Below are 21,026 nucleotides of genomic sequence, written 5' to 3'. Positions count from 1 at the left end.
TTGTTTTTGACATGTCAGTATGCGTCATTCGGAATAGATGTATTTTGCAATATTTTCATCATCGACGTTTTCTGCATTGATCACGGTAAATCCGGTTCCGATTGTGGTTGGAACAGAATTGCCGGTCAGCACTGCATAAGCCGCCATTACACCGAAATATCCGATTTCAGCAGGATGCTGCGCGATAGCTGCATCTACAAGACCGGACGAAATATTGTTGACAATACTGGTCGGCGCATCAAATGCGATCACAGTAATTTCGTCAGCCTTGTTCGCACTTTCAACACCATTACCGGCACCCAGAGCGGAGAACAGGTTTGCACCGAAAACACCCGCAATGTCGGAATGGCGTGCATAAACGGCCTGGAATTGTGAGGCAGCAAGTGAAGCATCGTTTTCGTTATACTGAGTGTCGAGAACTTCAACATCCGGGAAGTTTTCGGCCATTTCAGCTTTGAAGCCTTCTTCGCGCTGATCAGTCGTTGAGATGCCTGGACGTACGTTAGACACGTAGACCTTGCCCTTACCGCCGATTTCAGCAGCCATGAACTGAGCAGCCATACGACCGCCACCGATATTGTCAGAAGCAACGTAAGAGTATGGGAAATCAGCGTCGCCAAGCCCATCCTGATATTTGCCATCATCGATGAACGTATCAACGGTAATCACCGCAATGCCAGCTTCATGCGCACGGCGCAGAGGCTCGATCATCTGTGTGGTATCGGTTGGTGCAATCAGGATTGCATCCGGTCCGCGACCAATGACGGCGTCCAGAACCGGGGTTTGCAAAACCGGATCGAATTCTTCGGCACCCTGAAAATCAACAGTGATGCCAAGAGCCTTGGCAGCTGCCTGTGCGCCACGATTCATGGTGATGTAAAAGGCGTCTGTGGTCAGACCAGGGATCAGTGTGATCGTGATGTCTTCTTGCGCATGCGCCATTGATGAAACACTCAGCGTTGCCGCGAGTAGTGTGGATTTAATAAAATTCCGCATATAGATTCCTCCCTAGGAGTTACGGCCCCATTGGAGCCGCTACATTGGACGTCTGGGATTTACCCATGACGAGTCAAAATGGACTTTTGACGAAATGTAAGTTGCCCTGCAAAGCGATTTACTGCAAGAAGTAAATATCAGAAATATATTTCACAAAGGTGCCTGTCGATGATCGGACGTCCGAAAGGCGCCAAACTCCTGAACCGCAGCCTCATGCACGCCGCTGCACGGCTACATTATATCGAAAGATTGTCACAACTGGAAGTCTCAAAGCGCATGCAGGTTTCCACAGCGACCGTGTCACGCCTGCTGTCTCATGCACGGGAGGAGGGTATCGTCCGCATTCAGGTTGCTGATCTTGATGAAACGGATGCGCTCGGCGACAAATTGCAGATCGCTTTGGGACTAAGCGCGGTTCGCGTCCTGGAAAGTGGCAAGCCTGCAGCCTTGTCGTCTCAGGTCGGCTCCTTGCTCACCGAGGCCAAGCTGGCACCGGGCGCTGTCATAGCAATCGGCTGGGGCCGCGCGGTTCAAAGCGTCATTGCAGCGGGTCTTCCCCGAATACCCAACGTTGTTGTTGTGCCGACATCGGGCGGAATGCACGAAACCGCATCGCATTTTCAAATCAATGAATTCGTCCGAAAAGGCGCGGAGCAAATGCAGGGCGAAGCTCATTTTCTTTACGCGCCCTCGATTGTTTCACCAGAGCTGCTGTCTGTTCTGTCGCGCGATCCTGATACCTCACAGATGCTTGACCTGTGGACGAAAGTGGACGTGGCGATTGTGGGGATCGGTGATTTCCAACGCTCGTCAGGCAATCGCAACTTCGAGTTTGCACCCAAGGACGCCAAACGTGTGGTTGGAGACGTTGTGCGTAACTATTTTGACCAGAACGGAGACGAAGTTCACTGGTCCGGTCAAGAGAATTTGATGGCCCTCAGCCGCAAACAGCTTCAACGCATTCCCCTCAGCATTGGTATCGCCACCGGCAAAGAGAAAGTTCCGGTCATTATTGGCGCGGCACGATCCGGGATGATCAATGCGCTGGTCACCGATACGCGCGTAGCGTCGCAAATCCTTGAACAGCTGGATGAGTCTCAGGTTGCATGAAATATATTTCTGAAAAAAGTTGTTGATATGATTTTCGACTGCCGCTAATTCACAATAAGCTGCAGGTCAAACGAGAATCTCAATAAGAGAGCCACATGATATCTGCGGTTGGTGCAGCCAAGGGAGGTCTCAGCTGGTGGACGCGTGACATCGCCCCTGCATGCCAATGTGATCCCGGCCTTCAAAGGTGATCGTATGGTCAGGGGCAGTATCGCGAACCAGTTTTACCCCCTCATTGCATCCTATGGTTTTAATTCGACACGTTGCTCCGGCAGCGCGCACAACAACATTCTGATTTGAGGATCACTCCGCATGAAATTAAATATGACAACGTCAGAGTGGCGCGGCTACCAGCAGATTTGTGGCGCTAATGGCTTGATGATGGTCGTCGCCTGCGACCAACGTGGCGGCATGCGCAAAGTGCTTGCAGACACACCCGAGGCTCAGGCCGCCATCGACGAAGCGACCCTTGGCGTGGTGAAGGCCGGCATCGTAAGCCACCTTGCCAATAAGGCGTCATGCGTGTTGCTGGATGCAGTCTGTGCAGTACCCGATGTTGTTGATGATAAAGTTTTGTCACGCGATACAGGGTTGCTGGTCGGGCTGGATGCGTCGGGCTGGGACACCGATGCCAATGGCTATCGTATTTCCAAGCTGGTGCCCGGCACGACAGCCCGCCGCGTGCGGGAACTGGGCGGCACCGGCGCAAAACTGATGGTCTATTTGCGCCCTGACCGCCCGGAAGCGAACGACGTCAACATTCAGATCATCCGGGATTGCATTGCAGATTTCGCGCAAGAAGACCTGCTTCTGGTGGTCGAAATTCTGACCTATAGCCTGGATGGCGAATCTGAAGCCGATTACGCCGCGGCATTCCCCGGCCTGATCGTGGAAAGTGCCCGGATCTCGCTGGAACTTGGTTCCAAAGTCCTTAAATTGCCATTCCCTGGCAATGCCGAGGCCTGCAAGCAGATCACTGATCATTGTAATGGTGTTCCCTGGGCGGTGTTGTCTGCCGGTGTTGATCACGAGACCTTTATCGGTCAGGTGGCAACTGCAATGGAAAATGGCGCATCTGGTGTGATTGCCGGACGTGCTTTATGGAAAGACTGCATTTCTCTGGATGCGGCTACCTGCGAGGACCGTTTGGAAAATATTGCCAGTAAGCGCCTGCGCGAAATTCAGGCCATTTTGGACGATCATGCTGCGCGTGGCTGACACCGCCATCGGCGTGGATGTGGGCGGAACCCGCATTCGCGTCGCGCGCATTGCCCAAGGAGGTGCCTTGGGCGGCACCCTGCAGAATCGGGTTTCGGAACCGGTTCGACAGGACCGGGACGGATTTTCTGCACAAATCATCAGACTGATCAACGCAGCGCGTGATGACAGTTCCAGGGCGGTCGGCATCGGCATTCCGGGCCGGATCGACGGGACCGCCCAAACCATTAAGTCCGCTGGATATCTTGATATTGCAGGCATGGATCTGCCCGCAATGATTACCCGCGAAACGGGGCTACCTGCCCGAATCGAAAACGATGCCACGATGGCCCTTCTTGCAGAAGGCTATGCCCGGCCGGATGGCGCAACCGGATTGATCATGATGTTGACCGTCGGCACCGGTATTGGTGGTGCAGCACTGGAAAACGGCGCGCCATGGTATGGCGGTGGCATAGCAGGGCAATTCGGCCATATCGTCGTGTCTGCTGACGGACCGCTGTGCAATTGCGGCCGGATTGGCTGTGTGGAAACCCTAAGCTCGGGCACGGCCCTGGGACAGCTGATCGCCAAGGCAGGGCTTCCCGATACAAGTCGCGCTGAAGATTTGCATACGCGCGCGTCGGCAGGCGACCATGCTGCAACCAACCTTTTGAACGAATGGGCGCGCCCGTTTTTGCGCGCCATTGAAACGCTGGTTTCGGTTGCCGACCCCCGGCTGGTGATCATCGGAGGCGGGCTGGGTGTTGACATGACGCGCGCGCTTGAGCGTTTGCCCAAACAGGACAAATGGTTCAACTTACCGATCGAAGCGGCCCTTCTGGGTGACGATGCGGGTGTTATTGGCGCGGGGCTCTGTGCCCTTGCAGCGCATGCTCCCACAAAAGCGGAGTAGACCGGTGAAGCAAGCGATCATCGTGAACGGTGTTCCAGCCAGTGGAAAATCGACCGTGACGGCAGCGCTGGTTGAGGCACTGACAGACCGGGGCGTTGCGGCTGTTCCACTCACGCTTGATACGATCAAGGAAGGCCTCTTCGTGCATGTTGGCACAGGTGATCGCGCCCATAATCGCATGCTCGGCAGGGCCAGCTATCACGCGATTTTCAACACCGTTGCAGCATTTCCCGCATCGCTTGTTCCCATTATCGATGCCTGGCACGGGTTCGAGCCCAAAGACGTCCTGCGCGAGCATGTGGCGCGCGCCGGGATTGAGCGGGTCATCGAGGTTTGGTGTGCGGTCTCGCCCGAAACTGCAGCGGCGCGCTATCGCGCCCGCGCGCAGACACGCCATGCCGGGCACCTGCCATCTACCTACGCTGACGAGTTGTTCGAATTGGCCGGGCGTGCACGCCCCATGTCCCTGGGTCCGGTGCTACAGGTCGACACGGAGAATCCGATTGATCCAGGTCTTTTCGACGCTATCCAAGAGTTGATATAGGGTGCAGAAGCACCGCCATTTCTGAAGCGCTGTTTTGGGCTATTGCTCAGACCCGATATGTGCTTGCAGTATGTGATCCATCAAGATGTTTCAGACAAATTATTCCTGTTGGTATAATAGTGGTGTACCGATGGAACAGGCTGATTTGACCGGGAGTTCGACGTGCTGAACAAAGTTGATACCAAACAGGCCGGGCGGCGAAACAACGCAAAGCCAAAGGGCCGTCAACTGGATGAGGCAGCGCTTTCTGACGTGCAGGATTTATTGCGCGATGCGCCACGCAGGCGCGACCTTCTGATCGAATTTCTGCACCTTATACAGGATCGCCATGGCTGCTTGTCAGCCGCGCATTTGCGAGCGCTGGCCGAGGAGTTGAAACTGAGCCAGGCCGAAATATATGAGGTGGCCTCGTTCTACGATCATTTTGATATTGTGCGTGAGGGCGAGAACGCGCCTGCGCCGCTGACCATCCGCGTGTGTGAATCCCTGTCTTGCATGATGGCTGGCGCGGAGACGCTGATAGCCCAATTGGAAGACACTGCGGACAAAACTCAAATCCGAATAGCGCGCGCGCCCTGCATGGGTCGTTGCGCTGCTGCTCCTGCGGCGCGCATCGGCAACCGGGAAGTGGACCATGCGGACTCGGCGCAACTGCTGACCATGGCTGACAATGGCGACACAGATGTCTTGGTGCCAAATCATGTGGATCTGAAAGCCTATCGCGACCTGGGTGGATACCGGGTTCTGGAGCGTTTGAAAAACGGAGAACTTGAAACCGACGCGCTGATTTCAACCCTGGGCGAGGCAAACTTGCGCGGGCTTGGTGGCGCCGGTTTTCCCGTTGGTAAAAAGTGGGGATTTGTCAAAGCCTATCCGGCGCCACGGCTTATGACCATTAATGGCGATGAAGGGGAACCGGGAACCTTTAAAGACCGGCATTATCTGGAAAGTGATCCGCACCGCATGTTTGAAGGCGCGTTAATTGCAGCCCACTGTGTCGCCGCTGAACGCATCTATCTTTACATGCGCGATGAATACCCCGCCGTGCTGGAAATCCTGCGCACCGAGATATCTGCGCTGGAAGACGCCGGCATTATTGAACCCGGATTCATAGAATTGCGGCGCGGCGCTGGCGCTTATATTTGCGGCGAAGAAAGCGCGATGATCGAATCCATTGAAGGCAAGCGCGGGCTGCCACGCCACCGCCCGCCTTACATTGCCGAAGTGGGTCTGTTCGGCAGACCAACGCTGAACCACAATGTGGAAACGCTGTGGTGGATTCGCGACATCGTTGAAAACGGGCCGCAATGGTTTGCCGACCAGGGCAAACCGGGTCATCCCGGACTGCGCTCCTGGTCTGTTTCCGGCCGTGTGGCCAAGCCGGGTGTCAAGCTTGCCCCGGCTGGCATCACCGTGCGTGAACTGATTGAAGAGCATTGTGGCGGCATGGCAGAGGGGCACAGTTTCAAAGCCTATCTGCCAGGTGGCGCATCTGGCGGTATTCTGCCCGCCTCAATGGATGCGATCCCGCTGGATTTTGGCGATGATCTGTTCCAGCACGGTGCGTTTGTGGGATCACATGCCGTGGTAATCCTGTCTGAAAATGACAGCGTCAAAGACGCCGTGATTAATCTGATTGATTTCTTCGCTCATGAAAGCTGCGGGCAATGCACGCCCTGCCGGGGCGGCACAGAAAAGCTGGCAAAACTTCTGCGCGCCAAAGGCAAACTGGATGAAGAGACAATTCGGGATCTGGAGACTGTCATGCGTGATGCATCGATCTGTGGTCTGGGTCAGGCGGCACCCAATCCGGTCAATCATCTGTTGACATATTTCAGGGATGAATTGTGATGTCTGATAAAATCAATTTCAGCCTCAATGGCAAAACTGTCAGCGCCAATGAAGGCGAGACAATCTGGCAGGTTGCGAAGCGCGAAGGCGTGGATATTCCGCATCTGTGCCATCTGGACAAACCCGGTTACCGTGCTGATGGCAATTGCCGCGCCTGTATGGTGGATGTTGATGGCGAGCGCACACTGGCTGCCTCCTGCATTCGCAAACCGACCGACGGCATGGTTGTGAATACTGCCACAGAGCGCGCAGAAAAAAGCAGAGCCATGGTGTTTGAACTGCTGGCCGCTGATATGCCTGAGCGCGATGAAACAGCGGATAATCAAAGCGCTTTTTGGAATTGGGCGGACACGTTTGGCATTTCTGGTTCTGATCGGTTGCCCGGCAAATTTGAAGACGGCGCTGATACCAATGACATCAGCAACCCCGCCATTGCTGTGAATCTGGATGCCTGTATTGCCTGCGGCTTGTGCGTACGCGCCTGCCGCGAAGTGCAGGTAAATGATGTGATCGGCATGGCCGGACGCGGAGCGCGTACTGTTCCGGTCTTCGATATTCATGACCCGATGGGCCTGTCGACATGTGTGACCTGCGGCGAATGCGTGCAGGCCTGCCCGACCGGTGCCCTGTTTGAAAAATCACTGATGGATACAGCTGGCAAAAAACGGGTGATCAGTGACTTTGACAAATCAGTCGATAGTGTGTGCCCGTTCTGCGGTGTTGGCTGTCAGACCATCGTCAATGTCAAAGACAACAAGATCGTTCAGGTGGATGGGCGTAACGGGCCGGCCAATGAAAACCGGCTTTGCGTCAAAGGCCGCTTTGGATTTGATTATGTAATGAGCGATGAGCGCCTGACCAAGCCGCTGATCCGCCGCGATGACGCGCCAAAACGCGGCGACATCGACATGCGTTTCATGAAGGTTTCAGACATTTTCAGAGAAGCCACATGGGAAGAAGCCATGGCCAAATCCGCCGAAGGCCTGATGGCGATTGAACAAGCCCATGGCGGCGATGCGCTGTCGGGTTTTGGCTCAGCCAAGGGCTCCAATGAAGAGGCCTATCTGTTTCAGAAACTGGTTCGCCTGGGGTTTGGAACGAACAATGTCGATCATTGCACACGGCTTTGCCATGCCTCGTCTGTCGCAGCGCTGATGGAGGGTGTTTCCTCCGGAGCCGTGTCTGCGCCTTTTACAGACGCGATGGTTGCAGACTGCATTATTGTGATTGGCGCACGGCCCACAACCAACCATCCGGTGGCTGCCACCTATTTCAAACAGGCGGCGAAGAACGGCGCAAAGCTTGTGGTCATAGACCCGCGCCAGCAGGATTTGATGCGCTTTGCGGAGCATTCCCTGCAGTTCAAGCCCGGCACTGATGTGGCCATGCTGAACGCATTTCTGCATGTGATTATCGAAGAGCAACTCTACGACCAGCAATATATTCAGGCCAATGTGTCCGGCTTCAATGCGCTGAAAGACAAGGTCAAGGACTTTGCACCGGAGGCGATGGCAGAGGTTTGCGGCATACCCGCCGATACGCTGCGTGCTGTGGCGCGGCTTTATGCGACGTCCAACCGGTCTCTCATTTTCTGGGGCATGGGCATTTCACAGCACACCCATGGCACGGACAATGCGCGGTGCCTGATTGCCATGGCGTTGATCACAGGCCAGATTGGCCGCGAGGGCACAGGGCTGCACCCGCTGCGTGGCCAGAACAATGTGCAGGGCGCGTCTGATGCCGGGCTCATTCCCATGTTTTTGCCGGATTATCAGAGCGTTGAAAGCGCGCCCATCCGCGAGCAATTTGAAGATGTCTGGGGCCGCACGATTGATCAAAAACGCGGGCTGACCGTCGTTGAAATTATGGATGCGGTGCACGCCGATAAAATTCACGGCATGTATATAATGGGTGAAAACCCGGCCATGTCTGACCCGGATCAAAATCACGCACGGGCGGCGCTGGCAAAGCTGACGCATCTTGTGGTGCAGGATATCTTCCTGACCGAAACCGCATGGCATGCAGATGTGGTGTTGCCCGCGTCCGCCCATGCGGAAAAGCTCGGTACATTCACCAACACAAATCGCCAGGTGCAACTTGGCCGACCAGCGCTGGACCCGCCGGGAGAGGCCCGCCAGGACTGGAATATCATTGTCGATCTTGCTGATCGCATGGGCCTTGACTGGCGCTATGTAGATGTCAGCGAGGTTTACACCGAGATGATGAGCGTGATGCCGTCCTTGACCAACATTCCGTGGTCACGCCTCACCAGGGAAGATTGCGTCACCTACCCGGCAGACAGCGAAGATAAGCCCGGCAATGCGGTGATTTTCGTCGACGGTTTTCCAACCCCGGACGGACGTGGCAAACTGGTGCCCGCTGATCTGCTGGCCCCGGACGAAGTGCCTGATGCAGAGTATCCCATGGTGCTGACAACGGGCAGATTGCTGGAGCACTGGCACACTGGCGCCATGACGCGCCGCGCCAGCGTGCTTGACGCGATTGAACCGGAAGGAATTGCGGCCATGAACCCGCGCGAGATCGAGCGCCTGGGTTTGAGCATTGGCGACAGGGTCAATGTGGAAACCCGGCGTGGCACGGTCTCAGCCATGTTGCGCGCTGATCGTGAAGTGGCCGATGGCATGATTTTCATGCCCTTCTGCTTCAATGAAAGCCCCGCCAATGTGTTGACCAATCCAAAGCTTGACCCTTTCGGAAAAATCCCGGAATTCAAATTCTGTGCTGCGAAGATCGAACGCGGGGATGCGCTGGAAGCGGCAGAGTAGGCTGCATCGCCAAAGCTGGTTTGGTGTACCGACTATTGTGGCACTGAACTTTCTTGATTGCTGAGAGCTAAAAATCCACTCTCATCTGGCCTCTATCGCCGGGTGTGTTTTCGAGCAAACAGCATAGGCCTAGGCATCAAGAGCGCCTTTGAGCGCTGGATAAAGGGCTTGGTACTTTTGGTAGATTTCGTCATAGGCCAGTGTGGCTTTTGGGTCCGGTTCAATCAGCCGTCCAGGTTTGACCATGGTCTCGATGCCTTCATCGATGGTGGCAAAATGTCCAGCTCCATGTGCGGCCAGTATGGCCGAGCCGAGGGATGGGCCGTCAGTTGAGGCTGGAATGCGCAGTGGGATACCGGCCACATCGGCATGGATCTGCATCCACAAATCAGAGCCGGTTGCGCCGCCGCCGACAACCATTTCGGTGCCCTGATAGCCACCCCTGGCGAAGGCATCCAGAATGGCGCGGGTGCCAAAAGAGATGCCCTCGATAATGGCGCGGAACACGTGATGTGGTTCGTGCGCAAGCGTAAGTCCAGTGATAGCACCGCGTGACAAGGCATCCGTATGGGGTGTCCTATTGCCCTGGAAGTGGTCCTGCACCACAAGGCCTTCCGATCCGGGCGGCAGTAGCGCCGCCTTGCGGTTCATGTCCTCAAAGTCCATCTCGCCGCCGACAAAGCGCTTCAGCCAATTGATAATCGACCCGGTCGAAGTCTGACCGCCCTCAATGATGTAACGATCCGGATAAACGATATCCGGGTAGGCACCCCACATGCCATTGGCGTTAAACGACTGTTCTGTGACACCAAATTGCAGATGAGAGGACCCTGTAATCATGCACAATTGACCGGGCTGGTAGACGCCAAGGCCGATCATGCCGATCAGCGCATCGGCACCACCTTGCACCAGTTTTGTTTGTGTGGTCAGGCCGAGGGCCTCAGCTGCTTGTGCCGTCAGATTGCCAACCACTTCACCTGGCGCTGCCACGCGTGACGGCCATTTTTCAACAAGATCAGCCATCCCCAGTTTGGTGACCAGTGTTTCCGCCCAGCCGCCATCCCGGTTATCATAGTGCCAGCGCAGGCCGACATTGTTCAGCGACGCACAGCGCTCACCTGTCAGCCGCAGCGTCAGAAAATCCTGATATTCGCAGATGGTCACGGCCTTATCGTAGATGTCCGGTTCGTTGCGCTTGATCCACAAGGCTTTTGGAATCATCCACTCCGCAGAGACCGGTCCGCTGCCATTGCCATTGAATTTCAGGCGCTCATCGCCGGTCTCCAGCACCGCTGCGGCCTCATCGGACGCGCGCACATCCATCCACATCAAAGCCGGACGCAGCGGATTGCCAGCGCCATCCAGCGCGACAACGGTGCAGCATGTGGTGGCACAGGCCATGGCTTCGATTTGATCCGGTTTCAATCCGGCTTTGGCCAGGCTGGCGCGGGTTGCCTTGCACAGGCAGTCCCACCAGTCTTCGGGCTGCTGTTCAGCACGTGCACCGGGCAAAAAATTCGTATCGTAAGGTTCTGCATGCGAGGCAACGCAATGACCTTCGATGTCGTAGATGCGCGTGCGCAGGCTTTCGGTGCCACCATCGGCTGTCAGAAAATATGCCATCTGTTTTCCTCCCAATAGATAGCGGCCACGTCAGTTAGCCAGTCAATAAGTTAGTCAGTCAGCTAGTCTGCAGGATCAATTTTTCCAGCAGGGCTGGTGAATCCCATTGCGGCATGTGTCCTGTGCGAACGATATGCGAGCTGACCCGTGGTGGCATATTAAACATATGCTCTTTGGGAATAATCATATCAGCGACCCCAAAGATTGCTGTGACCGGTATGTTCTGGCTCAGCTCACCGGCTGCCGAAATTGTGTCAATGCACTGCATATTGCCGCGCGCGACCGCATCGGCCAGCGTGATCAAACGGCCTTTGGCCAGTTCATTCGACATGGTTTCGATGGCATCCGCCGGCAATTTCGAAGCCTTTGGACCAAGCAGGCGAAGCAGATGCGCCAATTCGCCTGCCGAATGGGCGTGTGCCATGCCATGCAGGAAGTCGCCATTGATTTCATGACCACATCCAGCTGGTGCAACTAATGTCAAACGGCCAACTTTTGAACGCGCACGGCCCGCGGCAAGAGTGGCAACATGTGCGCCGAGCGAATGTCCGACAAGATGCACGGGTCCGTCTTGCTCGTTCAGCAATGTTTCGAGCCATGAGATACAATCCTCAACGCCGTTTGCCTCTGCACTGTTTTGCCCGTGGCCCGGCATGTCGGGTGCGATCGTCTTCAGGCCGGTTTTTTGCGGGCCGGTTTTCTGCAGGCTTGCGCGCAACGCGGCCCAGTTGGAACCAAGGCCGGCAAAACCGTGAATGAATATTACAGTGCTCAGATCGTTTGCGCCGGTGCGGTTGATCCGGGCAGACGACAATGAAGATGCGCCGGTCTCAAGATGAGATTCAACATCCCGCGCTTCGACGCGCCCACGTCGACCTGTTCCTTTAACATCAGCAAGATCAACACCGCCCTTGCGCGCCAGACGCCGTGCCAGCGGCGTTGCCCGCACGCCAGCAATTTCGCGATCTGGCACTGTGCTGAGCGTTGAAGGTTTGTCTATCGGAGCTGCTGTCTCTGGCGCTTCTGCCGCTTCTGGTGCTTCTGGAGATTCTGGCGTATCAGCGACACTGTCCCACATATCCGGTGTTTCTATGATGGCGATGGGTGCGCCCACATCCACGACATCGCCGGGCCCGACCAATGTTTCGATCAATTTGCCGGAGCCGAGCGCTGGATATTCCACAAGCGTCTTGTCGGTTTCCAGTTCCAGCAACGGGTCGCCCCGCGCGAAATCATCGCCGGGTTTGATCAGCCAATTTGAAATTGTGCCCTGTTCCATCGTCTCGCCAAGGCGAGGCATCGGCAATTTGACCTGTGTCACCGCGTTCATTTCAGCATCATCCGCACGGCGTCAGTGATAAATTCAGGCGTCGGTACCGAATGCTTTTCCAGGAGCGGAGACACGGATATCGGAATGTCTTCACCGGCCACCCTCACGACCGGGTCTTCAAGGAAATCGAAACATTCTTCGGTGATGCGCGCTGCAAGCTCTGCAGCAACACCGGAGGTCATCGTGCCTTCTGAGACGACCATGGCACGCCCCGCCTGTTCCACAAGCGGACGGATGGTATCAAAATCCAGTGGATTAAGTGTCCGCAAATCAACAACTGCCGCCTGAATACCATTTTCCTTGGCAAGGGTTTCAGCGGCTGCAAGTGCATGATGGAGCTGTCGCGAATAGCTGACGATGACAATATCCGCACCTTCGCGCATCACCCGCGCCTTGCCCCAACCGACGGGCTCCACATCGGTGTCCAATGTACCTTTCATTGTGTAAAGCCCTTTGTGTTCGATAAACACAACCGGGTCTGGCTGCTTCAGGGCCTGGCGCAGCAAATGATAGGCATCATCGACGGTTGACGGCATTGCAAGCCGTAGCCCCGGCGTGTGCATGACATAGGCTTCAAGGCTCTGGCTGTGTTGCGCGCCTGCCGAACGGCCCGTGCCGCCCTGGGTGCGCAGAACCATGGGAACACCGATCTGCCCGCCAAACATATAACGGATTTTGGCCGCCTGATTGGCAAGCTGATCCATCGTCATGCCGATGAAATCAACATACATAAGCTCGGCCACAGGGCGCAGCCCGGCCATTGCAGCGCCGACCGCAGCACCGACAATCGCCGCCTCGGAGATGGGCGTATCAATGACCCTGTTCTCGCCAAATTCATCTATCAGTCCTTTGGTAACGCCGTAGGCACCGCCATAGCGGCCAACCTCTTCACCCATGATGATGACATTGTCGTCCTCTTGCATTGTTTCTGTCAGGGCAAGACGCAAAGCGTCGCGATAATTGGTTTCGATCTGTGCCATAGCCCCTACTCCCGCGCCAAAACACGTTCAAGCCGGGTGCGCACCGGTTCAGGCTCCGGTTCTCCCGGCGCGTAGACATCGCGGTACATCGAGTTCAGTTGAGGTTCTTTTTCAGCTATGGAGAAATCGATGGTTGCGTCCATTTCCGTTGCAATTTCGGCGTCCAATGCGTCGAGTGCGTCTTCACTCATCATGCCGGACGCAATGAGTTTTTCACGCGCGCGCGTGACCGGATCCTTCATGCGTCCTTCGGCTTCCTCAGTCTCGTCGCGATACGGCGATTTATCCTTGCGGGCGTGGCCGTAGAAACGATAACAATCGATGACCAAAAATGCGGGCTGACCGGCCCGTGCACCTGCGATTAATTCGGCTGCGGCCTCGTTCACATCTTCAACATCCAACCCATCAACGGTGCGTGCGGCAAGTCCGAATGCCTCGGCACGTTCATGAAGGTTGGGATTTGCAGTTGCCTGATCGATGCGCGTGCCCATGCCATACTGATTGTTGATACAGACAAACATGACGGGCAGCTTCCAAAGGGCGGCCATGTTCATGCTTTCATAGAGGATGCCCTGGCCCGTCGCGCCATCGCCAAAAAAGGCAAATGAAACGGCATTTGTTTTGCGATTGCGCGCCGCAAGACCTGCACCAACCACCGCAGGAATACCGCCACCGACAATCGCATTGGCACCCAAATGGCCAAGGCCCATATCCGCGATGTGCATTGAGCCACCCTTGCCGTGGCAATAACCGGCTTCCTTGCCGGCAATTTCCGCCATCATGCGCGCTGGATCCGCCCCGCGCGCCAGAAAAATGCCATGGCCACGATGGTGGGTTGTGAACGTGTCGCCGTCACGCATATTTGCGCAAACACCGACCGCCGCACTTTCTTCGCCAATCGACAAATGCAGCATTGAGCCTGCCGATTGTCCGCGCACAAACAATTCGCCGACACGCTCTTCAAAGGTGCGCACGCGGCGCATCTCACGATAAAAATCAGCCAACAAAGAATTTTTGCCCGCAGCTTCGTTATTGGCATCTATCATATCAATCCGTATTGCCTTGCTTTGTTACGTAGAAACGGCAGACCGTTTTCCATTACTTCGGCTTCGCCCGATGCGACCGGCCGCCAGACCGACAGCCCGAAAGCCATTTCCGGCGGCATGTCGATAAAGCTTTCCATCGCCAGTCCGCCCTTGAAATCGATTGCCCGCAGAGCCGCGAAAATCTCATCCCAACCAATCGTGCCGGCACCCGGTGTGCCGCGATCAGATTCTGAAAGGTGGATGTATTTCAGATGCTCGCGCGCATCGATGACACCCTGCCCAATGCCTTTTTCCTCGATGTTCATGTGGTAGGTATCCAGATGCACGAACATATTGTCCGCACCGATGCGCTCGATCATGTCGACCGCCTGCCAACCGGTGTTTATGAGATGCGTTTCATAGCGATTGACCGGCTCAATACCAAACAGGAGGCCGTGGGTTCTGGCGTAGGCTGCAGCACGCGTCAGCGCGTCGGCAACATTGTCCAACTCTTGTTGGGTTGGCGGCTTTCCACTGCGTTCGCCAATGCCGCCATAGACGACACCAGACAGGGCTTCGCAGCCCATCGCGGCGCATTTATCAAGCGCGATTTTGAGGAAATCAACGGCCCCGTCGGGGTTGTGAGAGGCCCATACCTCTTGCGGAAGACCCAGAGAACAGACCGAGCGCATGTGATGCGCCTCAAGCGTCTTGCGACTGTGTTCAGCATCCACCGATGGGGGATCAAGAAGGGCAATTTCCAGAAAATCCATACCGTAGGATGCCGCCTTCGCAACCGCCTTCTCGCATCCCGGACGGTCCCACGACATCGTCCACATGCTGGTATGCACGCCAAAACCTTCCATCAATTCATTCCTGCTTCGACGTTTTCCAATAACAATACCGCCAGCGCTTCATCCACCATCAAGCGGTTGACAAACCCTCCGCGCAAGACCGCCAGTGTTGCTGCGCATTTGCCTTTGCCGCTGGCCAGGATAACAGCATCCATGCCGGTGAATTCCTGTGGTTTCACGCAAGGCGTGCTGCGGTTTAATTCAATGTCAGCGACAGATCCGTCGGCCTTGAAAAAAACGCCGCAGCAATCGCCAACCACATCAGCGTCCAGCAATTGCTGGAGTTGTTCCTCACTGAAAATTCCGCTCTCGAACAGGATCGCACCTTCACGGCATTCGCCAATACTCATCAATGCGTGATCCGCCTTGCGCGCAACGGTGAGCGCTTCGGCAACCAGACGCTGTGACATGACCATTTCGCAGGCGCTGGCACTGTCGGTGACAAACGGCGCTGGCAGTAACAGAGCCCGCCCGCCGGTTTGCGCAGCCAGGCGCACACAAACGTCGCCAGGGGCTGTATGGGTTGCGTGGGTGACAGACCCCATGAGCGATACAAAGGTAAGATTCTGGTTTGTGACCGCCGTTACATTATCGGCCATCGCGGACAGCGTGCGGCCCCAACCGACGCCCACCGTTACCGGGGTTTCGGTTGCAGCGATGCGCGCCAGATAGCCTGCTGCCAGCATGCCCACTGCGGCGCGGCTATAGCTGTCATCCAGAACATCACTTGGCACGGGCGCAACTTGCACCTCGCTCAAATCAAAGGCCTCAGCCAGCCGGTCGGCCAATGCAAGAGTACGGGATGTGCGGTGTTCCACCGATATGCGCACCAGTCCCTGCTCGCGCGCATCAGCCAGCATACGCAACACCTTGAAGCGTGAAATGCCGAGATGTTCGCTGACTTCCTGCTGGCTCAAATTTCCAACATAGTAGAGCCACGCCGCCTGCGCTATTTCGTTATCTGCCTGACGCTTGCCTGCATACATGTCGGATTTTTACCTCCCTGCCCGATCCTCATAAATGCCTTGACCGCGCCTTTCTTCGTTATATAGTCACATGTGTGCAGTCAATGCACAAGTGTTGCAAAGCGGCGTTTCAGCACCGCACGCTGATTTTGTAAAAGATACGCAACACGATAGCTGCTGGAGGTGAGGCACCGTATTTTCGGGTCCTGAGAAATTCAGTCCGCTGCGGCGGATTAAGGGAGAAATTACTATGAAAAAACGTACGATACTGCTTGCCAGTGCACTGGTAGCTGGAACGGCATTGTCAGGTTTTGCCGCCAGCCATACCGGCGGCAAAGACATTGCCACAGTTGTAAAGATTGCTGGCATTCAATGGTTCAACCGGATGGAAGAAGGCGTTAAAAAGTTTGCTGAAGAATCTGGCAACAACGCATTCCAGGTCGGGCCCGCACAGGCCGATCCACAGCAGCAGGCTGCCCTGATTGAAGATATGATTGCACAGGGCGTGAATGCGCTTGCTGTGGTTCCCATGTCACCGGAAGCTCTTGAGCCTGTGCTCAAACGCGCAATGGATGCAGGCATCATTGTCATCACGCACGAAGCTGCAGCTCAGCAAAATACAAATTACGATCTCGAAGCATTCGTGAATGAAGACTTCGGTGCCAATCTGATGGAACAACTGGCAACATGCATGGGCGGCGAAGGCGAATATGCAGTGTTTGTTGGTTCATTGACCTCACAGACGCATAATCAGTGGGTTGATGGTGGCATTGCACACCAGAAGGCAAACTATCCAAACATGACACTCGTCGGCGACAAGAACGAAACTGCTGATGATGCTGAGAAAGCCTACACCAAGGCGCAGGAAGTTCTGCGTGCATTCCCCAATATCAAGGGTATGCAGGGGTCTGCTTCCACCGATGTGGCAGGTATTGGCCGTGCAATCGAAGAGCGCGGCAAAGAAGATGACACATGCATCTTCGGCACCTCATTGCCGTCAATCGCTGGCCAGTATCTTGATACAGGTGCTGTCGACGGCATCGGTTTCTGGGATCCTGCAGTTGCCGGTGAAGCCATGAACAAACTTGCAGTTATGGTTATGGATGGCGGAACCGTCACTGACGGTATGGATCTTGGACTGCCCGGCTACGAGAATATTACGCTCGATGGCAAGGTTATCTATGGCTCAGCCTGGGTGAACGTAAACAAGGCAAACATGGCAGACTATCCTTTCTGATCATGTATAATGCGCGGGGCGGCCGTCTGGCTGCCCCGACCGCATTTCACTATTACTCCTCAAAAAAAGTTACGGGCCAGCATGTCTGATGTAAGTCCAGATGCGTTTATTGACCTTGCCGGGATCACAAAACGTTACGCGGGTGTAACCGCCCTGGATGGTGTGGATTTCACTGTTAATCACGGAGAAGCCGTTTGCCTTGCAGGCGAGAATGGCTCCGGTAAATCCACACTGATCAAAATCATTTCCGGCGTTGAACAAGCGACAGAAGGCACGATCCGCATAGGCGGTAAGGTGCAATCAGTGCTCAATCCGCGGATATCAGCTGCGGCGGGTGTGATGGTCATCTTTCAGGACTTCTCGCTTTTTCCCAATTTGACCATTTATGAAAACATCGCCTTTTCCACACAATTGACCGGAGGCAAGCGGTTCTTTGAACGTGGCAAGGCGCGCAAAATTGCGCAAGAGGCGCTGGATCGTGTCGGCGTGAAAATCGATCTGGATGCCCGGGTGGAAGATTTACCTGTTGCCCACAAGCAATTGGTCGCCATCTGTCGCGCCTTGGCGTCAAAAGCGCGTCTGATCATTATGGATGAGCCAACAACAGCGCTCACCGAGAAAGAAGTCACCGCCCTTTTGCGCATCATTCGGCGCCTCAAAGAAGACGGTGTTGCCGTGATCTTTGTCAGTCACAAACTGGCCGAAGTGCTGGAAGTCAGCGAAAAGGTTGTTGTGCTGCGCAATGGTGAAAAGGTTGCAGAAGGTCCCGCATCAGAATTCGATACCCAATCACTGACCCGCCACATGACTGGGCGTGATGTCCCTGAAGCGCGGCCAAGTCCGGTTATCGCCGACGCGCGGACGCTGATGAGCGTGCGCGATCTGGGCAAGACCGGCTCCTTCGACGATATCAATTTTGAGCTTATGTCAGGAGAAGTGCTCGGGATCACGGGGCTTTTGGGCAGCGGCCGAACATCCCTGGCCAAGGCACTGTTTGGACTGATCGAACCCGACCATGGCACCATTACGGTTGACGGAAACACTGTCCCGATTGGCGATCCTGTCGCAGCGTCCCACGCACGCATCGGGTATGTGCCTGAAGACCGTTTGACTGAAGGACTTTTCCTGAGCCAATCCATTGTGCGCAATGTCGCAATCGGCCGTCTGGATGAACATACGAGCGCTGCCGGGTTCCTGAACATGGGCGGACTTGTGGCGGAAGCTGCCGACTGGCTGAAGCGCCTGAAGGTCAAGGCACCCGATATTGAAGCGCCGGTCCAGTCACTGTCCGGGGGCAACCAGCAGCGTGTTGCGCTGGCGCGCTGGCTGTCACGGACACCCCGTGTGCTGATTTTGAATGGACCAAGTGTTGGCGTCGATGTTGGCTCCAAAGCCGATATCCACGACATCATACGGGAACTGGCAAATGAAGGGATCGGGATCATCGTCATCTCTGACGATCTGCCAGAACTGCTTGCGACCTGTCATCGTATTCTGGTCATGCGTGAGGGTAAAATTACAGATGAACTGGCTGGCGAAGTAGCGACCGAAGAAAAGCTAGCCCATAGTTTGGCATCATGAGTAGCTTGTTTTCCAAAGATTTCTTGACCCGAAACGAAACGCTTGTCGCAGGCGTGATAATCCTGTTTTGCATTATCGCAACGCTGTCAGACCCGCTGTTCCTGTCCGTCACAACCTTGTCTGATCTGCTGCGCGCATCGATCGTCATCGGCATTCTGGCCGTTGGTGCCATGCTGGTTCTTGTCTCGGGCGGTATTGATGTCAGTTTTACCGCAATTGCTGTTTTTGCGATGTATTCAGCCTCAGTGCTTGCGCTCGCGATCTGGCCGGATATGCCATGGCCGCTGATCTTTGCACTGTCGATTTGCATCGGCGCGGCACTGGGTGCAATCAATGGCGTGTTTATTGCCGTGTTCGGACTGCCAACGTTGATCGTGACGCTGGGCACTTTATCCATGTTTCGCGGCTTTCTGCTGACCTTTATTGGCTCGCAACGCATCTCCGCCCTGCCACCGGAAATGCGGGATTTCTCGCGTGGTGTGATCGCACGCGGGACGACTGAAGCCGGAAGTTTCTACTCGTTCCCCTGGGCGCTTGTGGCGCTCATTGGCGTTATCCTGATGACCTGGTTCATCTTGCACAAGACGATGCTAGGACGATCCATTTATGCCATTGGCGGGTCGCTGGAAAGCGCCCGGCGGCTCGGTATCAATGTCAAAGGCACTCAGTTTTTTGTCTATGTCTATGTTGGTGCCCTGGCAGGTCTTGCAGGAATTATTCATGGTTCGGTGGGCCGTATGGCTGACCCGTTCTCGCTGGTTGGCCTTGAATTATCAGTTATTGCCGCTGTCGTGCTGGGCGGTGCGCGGCTGATCGGGGGCTACGGTACTTTGACCGGAACATTGCTTGGTGTTGCTCTGATTGTGATTGTGGAAAACAGCCTGATCGTCGTCGGCATTCCAACCACGTGGCAATCGGTGACCATCGGGCTGTTGATCCTGATCGGAACCGGTGTCCCGGCCTATCGTGCCAAACGCGCCGCTGCGCGCGCCGGATGAGGTGATGAGGTTTACATGACAACGCAAATCCATAAAAAAGACTTCACCCGGGCCCCCGAGTTCCGTCTGCTTGTTATCGCCATTGCGGTGTTTGCTTTCATGGCGGTGCTGTCACCAGACCGGTTCCTGTCACCGCAAAACCTGACTTCGATGGCCTTCCAGTTTCCGGAATTTGCCATTCTGGCCCTTGCCATGACGATAACCATGATGACCGGCGGCATTGATCTGTCGGTGGTGGGCGTCTCAAACCTTTCGGCGGTCATCGCAGCTATCATCTTGACCCAGTTTGCCGACCCCACAATGGCTGCTGGCCAATCGTTGCTGTGGCTTGGCCTGGCTATGGTCGCGGCTCTTTGCATTGGCGCAATTGCTGGTTTGATCAACGGATCACTGATCGCATTCTTTGGCTTGCCGCCCATCCTGGCAACGCTCGGCTCCGGCCTTGTCTTTACCGGCTTTGCAATTGCAATGACCGGAGGCAGTGCCGTAATGGGCTTTCCCGATGCTGTGGCCTGGATTGGCAATGAGCGTTTGCTTGGCATACCGGTGCCATTGATCGTCTTTGCGCTGCTGGGCTTTGGCTTGCACCTGCTGTTGACGCGCACAGCTTTTGGCCTGCGGGTGACCATGTTTGGTGCAAATCCGCTGGCAGCGCTCTATGCTGCAGTTGATATCAACCGCATGATTTTAAAAGTTTACGTGATCGCAGGCATGTTTGCCTCTGTCGCCGGGCTTGTCATCATGAGCCGCGCAAACTCGGCCAAAGCAGATTATGGCTCCAGCTATCTGCTGCTTGCGGTTCTGATTGCGGTGCTTGGCGGTGTAAACCCCTATGGCGGATACGGGCGCGTTGTTGGCGTGGTCCTGGCCGTGCTCTCCATGCAGTTTTTGTCGAGCGGCCTCAACATGCTCCAGGTATCCAATTTTGCCAGAGAACTGATCTGGGGCGCACTGCTTATATTTGTGATGGTGATCAACACCAACGGACTGGCCGTTTTCCGCTCGGCCCTGTCCAAACCGACTAAATCCAGCTGAA

General features: G+C 55.5%; 17 protein-coding genes. 10 read left to right on the top strand and 7 right to left on the bottom strand.

What is annotated here, in order from left to right:
- Positions 1–24: 24 nt before the first annotated feature.
- Positions 25–996 carry an ABC transporter substrate-binding protein gene (locus RAL91_RS03160; RefSeq protein WP_306259637.1) on the bottom strand — a complete coding sequence of 324 codons (972 nt, stop codon included), beginning with the start codon at positions 994–996 and terminating at the stop codon, positions 25–27.
- 168 nt (positions 997–1,164) lie between these two features.
- On the opposite strand from RAL91_RS03160, the gene RAL91_RS03155 reads away from it, so the two are divergent.
- The 6 genes from RAL91_RS03155 (at position 1,165) to fdhF (ending at position 9,397) form a co-directional block, all read left to right on the top strand.
- Positions 1,165–2,106 carry a sugar-binding transcriptional regulator gene (locus RAL91_RS03155; RefSeq protein ID WP_306259636.1) on the top strand — a complete coding sequence of 314 codons (942 nt, stop codon included), beginning with the start codon at positions 1,165–1,167 and terminating at the stop codon, positions 2,104–2,106.
- A gap of 312 nt (positions 2,107–2,418) precedes the next feature.
- Entirely contained in the window at positions 2,419–3,324 is a 906-nt protein-coding gene (locus RAL91_RS03150) for a tagatose-bisphosphate aldolase (protein WP_306259634.1), read from the top strand.
- Complete coding sequence (locus tag RAL91_RS03145; protein WP_306259632.1) at positions 3,308–4,216, top strand: ROK family protein; 909 nt, start codon at positions 3,308–3,310, stop codon at positions 4,214–4,216. Before RAL91_RS03150 ends, RAL91_RS03145 begins: the two co-directional genes overlap by 17 nt.
- A gap of 4 nt (positions 4,217–4,220) precedes the next feature.
- A complete protein-coding gene (locus RAL91_RS03140; RefSeq protein WP_306259630.1) occupies positions 4,221–4,760 on the top strand; it encodes an AAA family ATPase in 540 nt (179 codons plus the stop codon).
- A 162-nt stretch (positions 4,761–4,922) separates the two neighbouring features.
- On the top strand, positions 4,923–6,611 hold the full coding sequence (locus tag RAL91_RS03135) for an NAD(P)H-dependent oxidoreductase subunit E (RefSeq protein ID WP_306259628.1): 1,689 nt from the start codon (positions 4,923–4,925) through the stop codon (positions 6,609–6,611).
- Positions 6,611–9,397 carry a formate dehydrogenase subunit alpha gene (fdhF, locus tag RAL91_RS03130; RefSeq protein ID WP_306259626.1) on the top strand — a complete coding sequence of 929 codons (2,787 nt, stop codon included), beginning with the start codon at positions 6,611–6,613 and terminating at the stop codon, positions 9,395–9,397. Before RAL91_RS03135 ends, fdhF begins: the two co-directional genes overlap by 1 nt.
- A 129-nt stretch (positions 9,398–9,526) precedes the next feature.
- Here fdhF and RAL91_RS03125 read toward each other — a convergent pair whose 3' ends face one another.
- Genes RAL91_RS03125 through RAL91_RS03100 form a run of 6 tightly spaced genes read right to left on the bottom strand, consistent with a single transcriptional unit; the run spans position 9,527 to position 16,195 of the window.
- Complete coding sequence (locus RAL91_RS03125) at positions 9,527–11,020, bottom strand: ribulokinase (protein ID WP_306259624.1); 1,494 nt, start codon at positions 11,018–11,020, stop codon at positions 9,527–9,529.
- A 58-nt stretch (positions 11,021–11,078) separates the two neighbouring features.
- Positions 11,079–12,350 carry an acetoin dehydrogenase dihydrolipoyllysine-residue acetyltransferase subunit gene (locus RAL91_RS03120; RefSeq protein ID WP_306259623.1) on the bottom strand — a complete coding sequence of 424 codons (1,272 nt, stop codon included), beginning with the start codon at positions 12,348–12,350 and terminating at the stop codon, positions 11,079–11,081.
- On the bottom strand, positions 12,347–13,330 hold the full coding sequence (locus tag RAL91_RS03115) for an alpha-ketoacid dehydrogenase subunit beta (RefSeq protein ID WP_306259621.1): 984 nt from the start codon (positions 13,328–13,330) through the stop codon (positions 12,347–12,349). Before RAL91_RS03115 ends, RAL91_RS03120 begins: the two co-directional genes overlap by 4 nt.
- A gap of 5 nt (positions 13,331–13,335) precedes the next feature.
- The gene (locus tag RAL91_RS03110; RefSeq protein ID WP_306259620.1) at positions 13,336–14,334 is read right to left on the bottom strand and encodes a thiamine pyrophosphate-dependent dehydrogenase E1 component subunit alpha; all 999 of its coding nucleotides are present in this window, start codon (positions 14,332–14,334) and stop codon (positions 13,336–13,338) included.
- 38 nt (positions 14,335–14,372) lie between these two features.
- Complete coding sequence (locus RAL91_RS03105) at positions 14,373–15,221, bottom strand: sugar phosphate isomerase/epimerase (protein ID WP_306259618.1); 849 nt, start codon at positions 15,219–15,221, stop codon at positions 14,373–14,375.
- Positions 15,221–16,195 (bottom strand): sugar-binding transcriptional regulator, encoded by a 975-nt coding sequence (locus RAL91_RS03100; RefSeq protein ID WP_306259616.1) that lies wholly within the window; start codon positions 16,193–16,195, stop codon positions 15,221–15,223. The genes RAL91_RS03105 and RAL91_RS03100 overlap by 1 nt, the downstream gene beginning before the upstream one ends.
- 229 nt (positions 16,196–16,424) lie before the next feature.
- On the opposite strand from RAL91_RS03100, the gene RAL91_RS03095 reads away from it, so the two are divergent.
- From RAL91_RS03095 to RAL91_RS03080, 4 genes are all read left to right on the top strand, one after another.
- Positions 16,425–17,411, top strand: a complete 987-nt coding sequence (locus RAL91_RS03095; protein WP_306259613.1) for an autoinducer 2 ABC transporter substrate-binding protein — start codon at positions 16,425–16,427, stop codon at positions 17,409–17,411.
- Between the two features lie 81 nt (positions 17,412–17,492).
- Complete coding sequence (locus RAL91_RS03090) at positions 17,493–18,992, top strand: sugar ABC transporter ATP-binding protein (RefSeq protein WP_306259611.1); 1,500 nt, start codon at positions 17,493–17,495, stop codon at positions 18,990–18,992.
- Positions 18,989–19,990, top strand: coding sequence for an ABC transporter permease (locus RAL91_RS03085; protein ID WP_306259609.1), 1,002 nt, complete (start codon positions 18,989–18,991; stop codon positions 19,988–19,990). Before RAL91_RS03090 ends, RAL91_RS03085 begins: the two co-directional genes overlap by 4 nt.
- 15 nt (positions 19,991–20,005) lie before the next feature.
- Positions 20,006–21,025, top strand: coding sequence for an ABC transporter permease (locus RAL91_RS03080; RefSeq protein ID WP_306259607.1), 1,020 nt, complete (start codon positions 20,006–20,008; stop codon positions 21,023–21,025).
- Position 21,026 lies beyond the last annotated feature (1 nt).

This window comes from Pararhizobium sp. IMCC21322 (genome assembly GCF_030758295.1).
In the GTDB taxonomy this organism is placed as follows: domain Bacteria; phylum Pseudomonadota; class Alphaproteobacteria; order Rhizobiales.
Note: the sequence above shows the minus strand (reverse complement) of the source record. Positions and strands in the feature narration are given on the sequence as shown.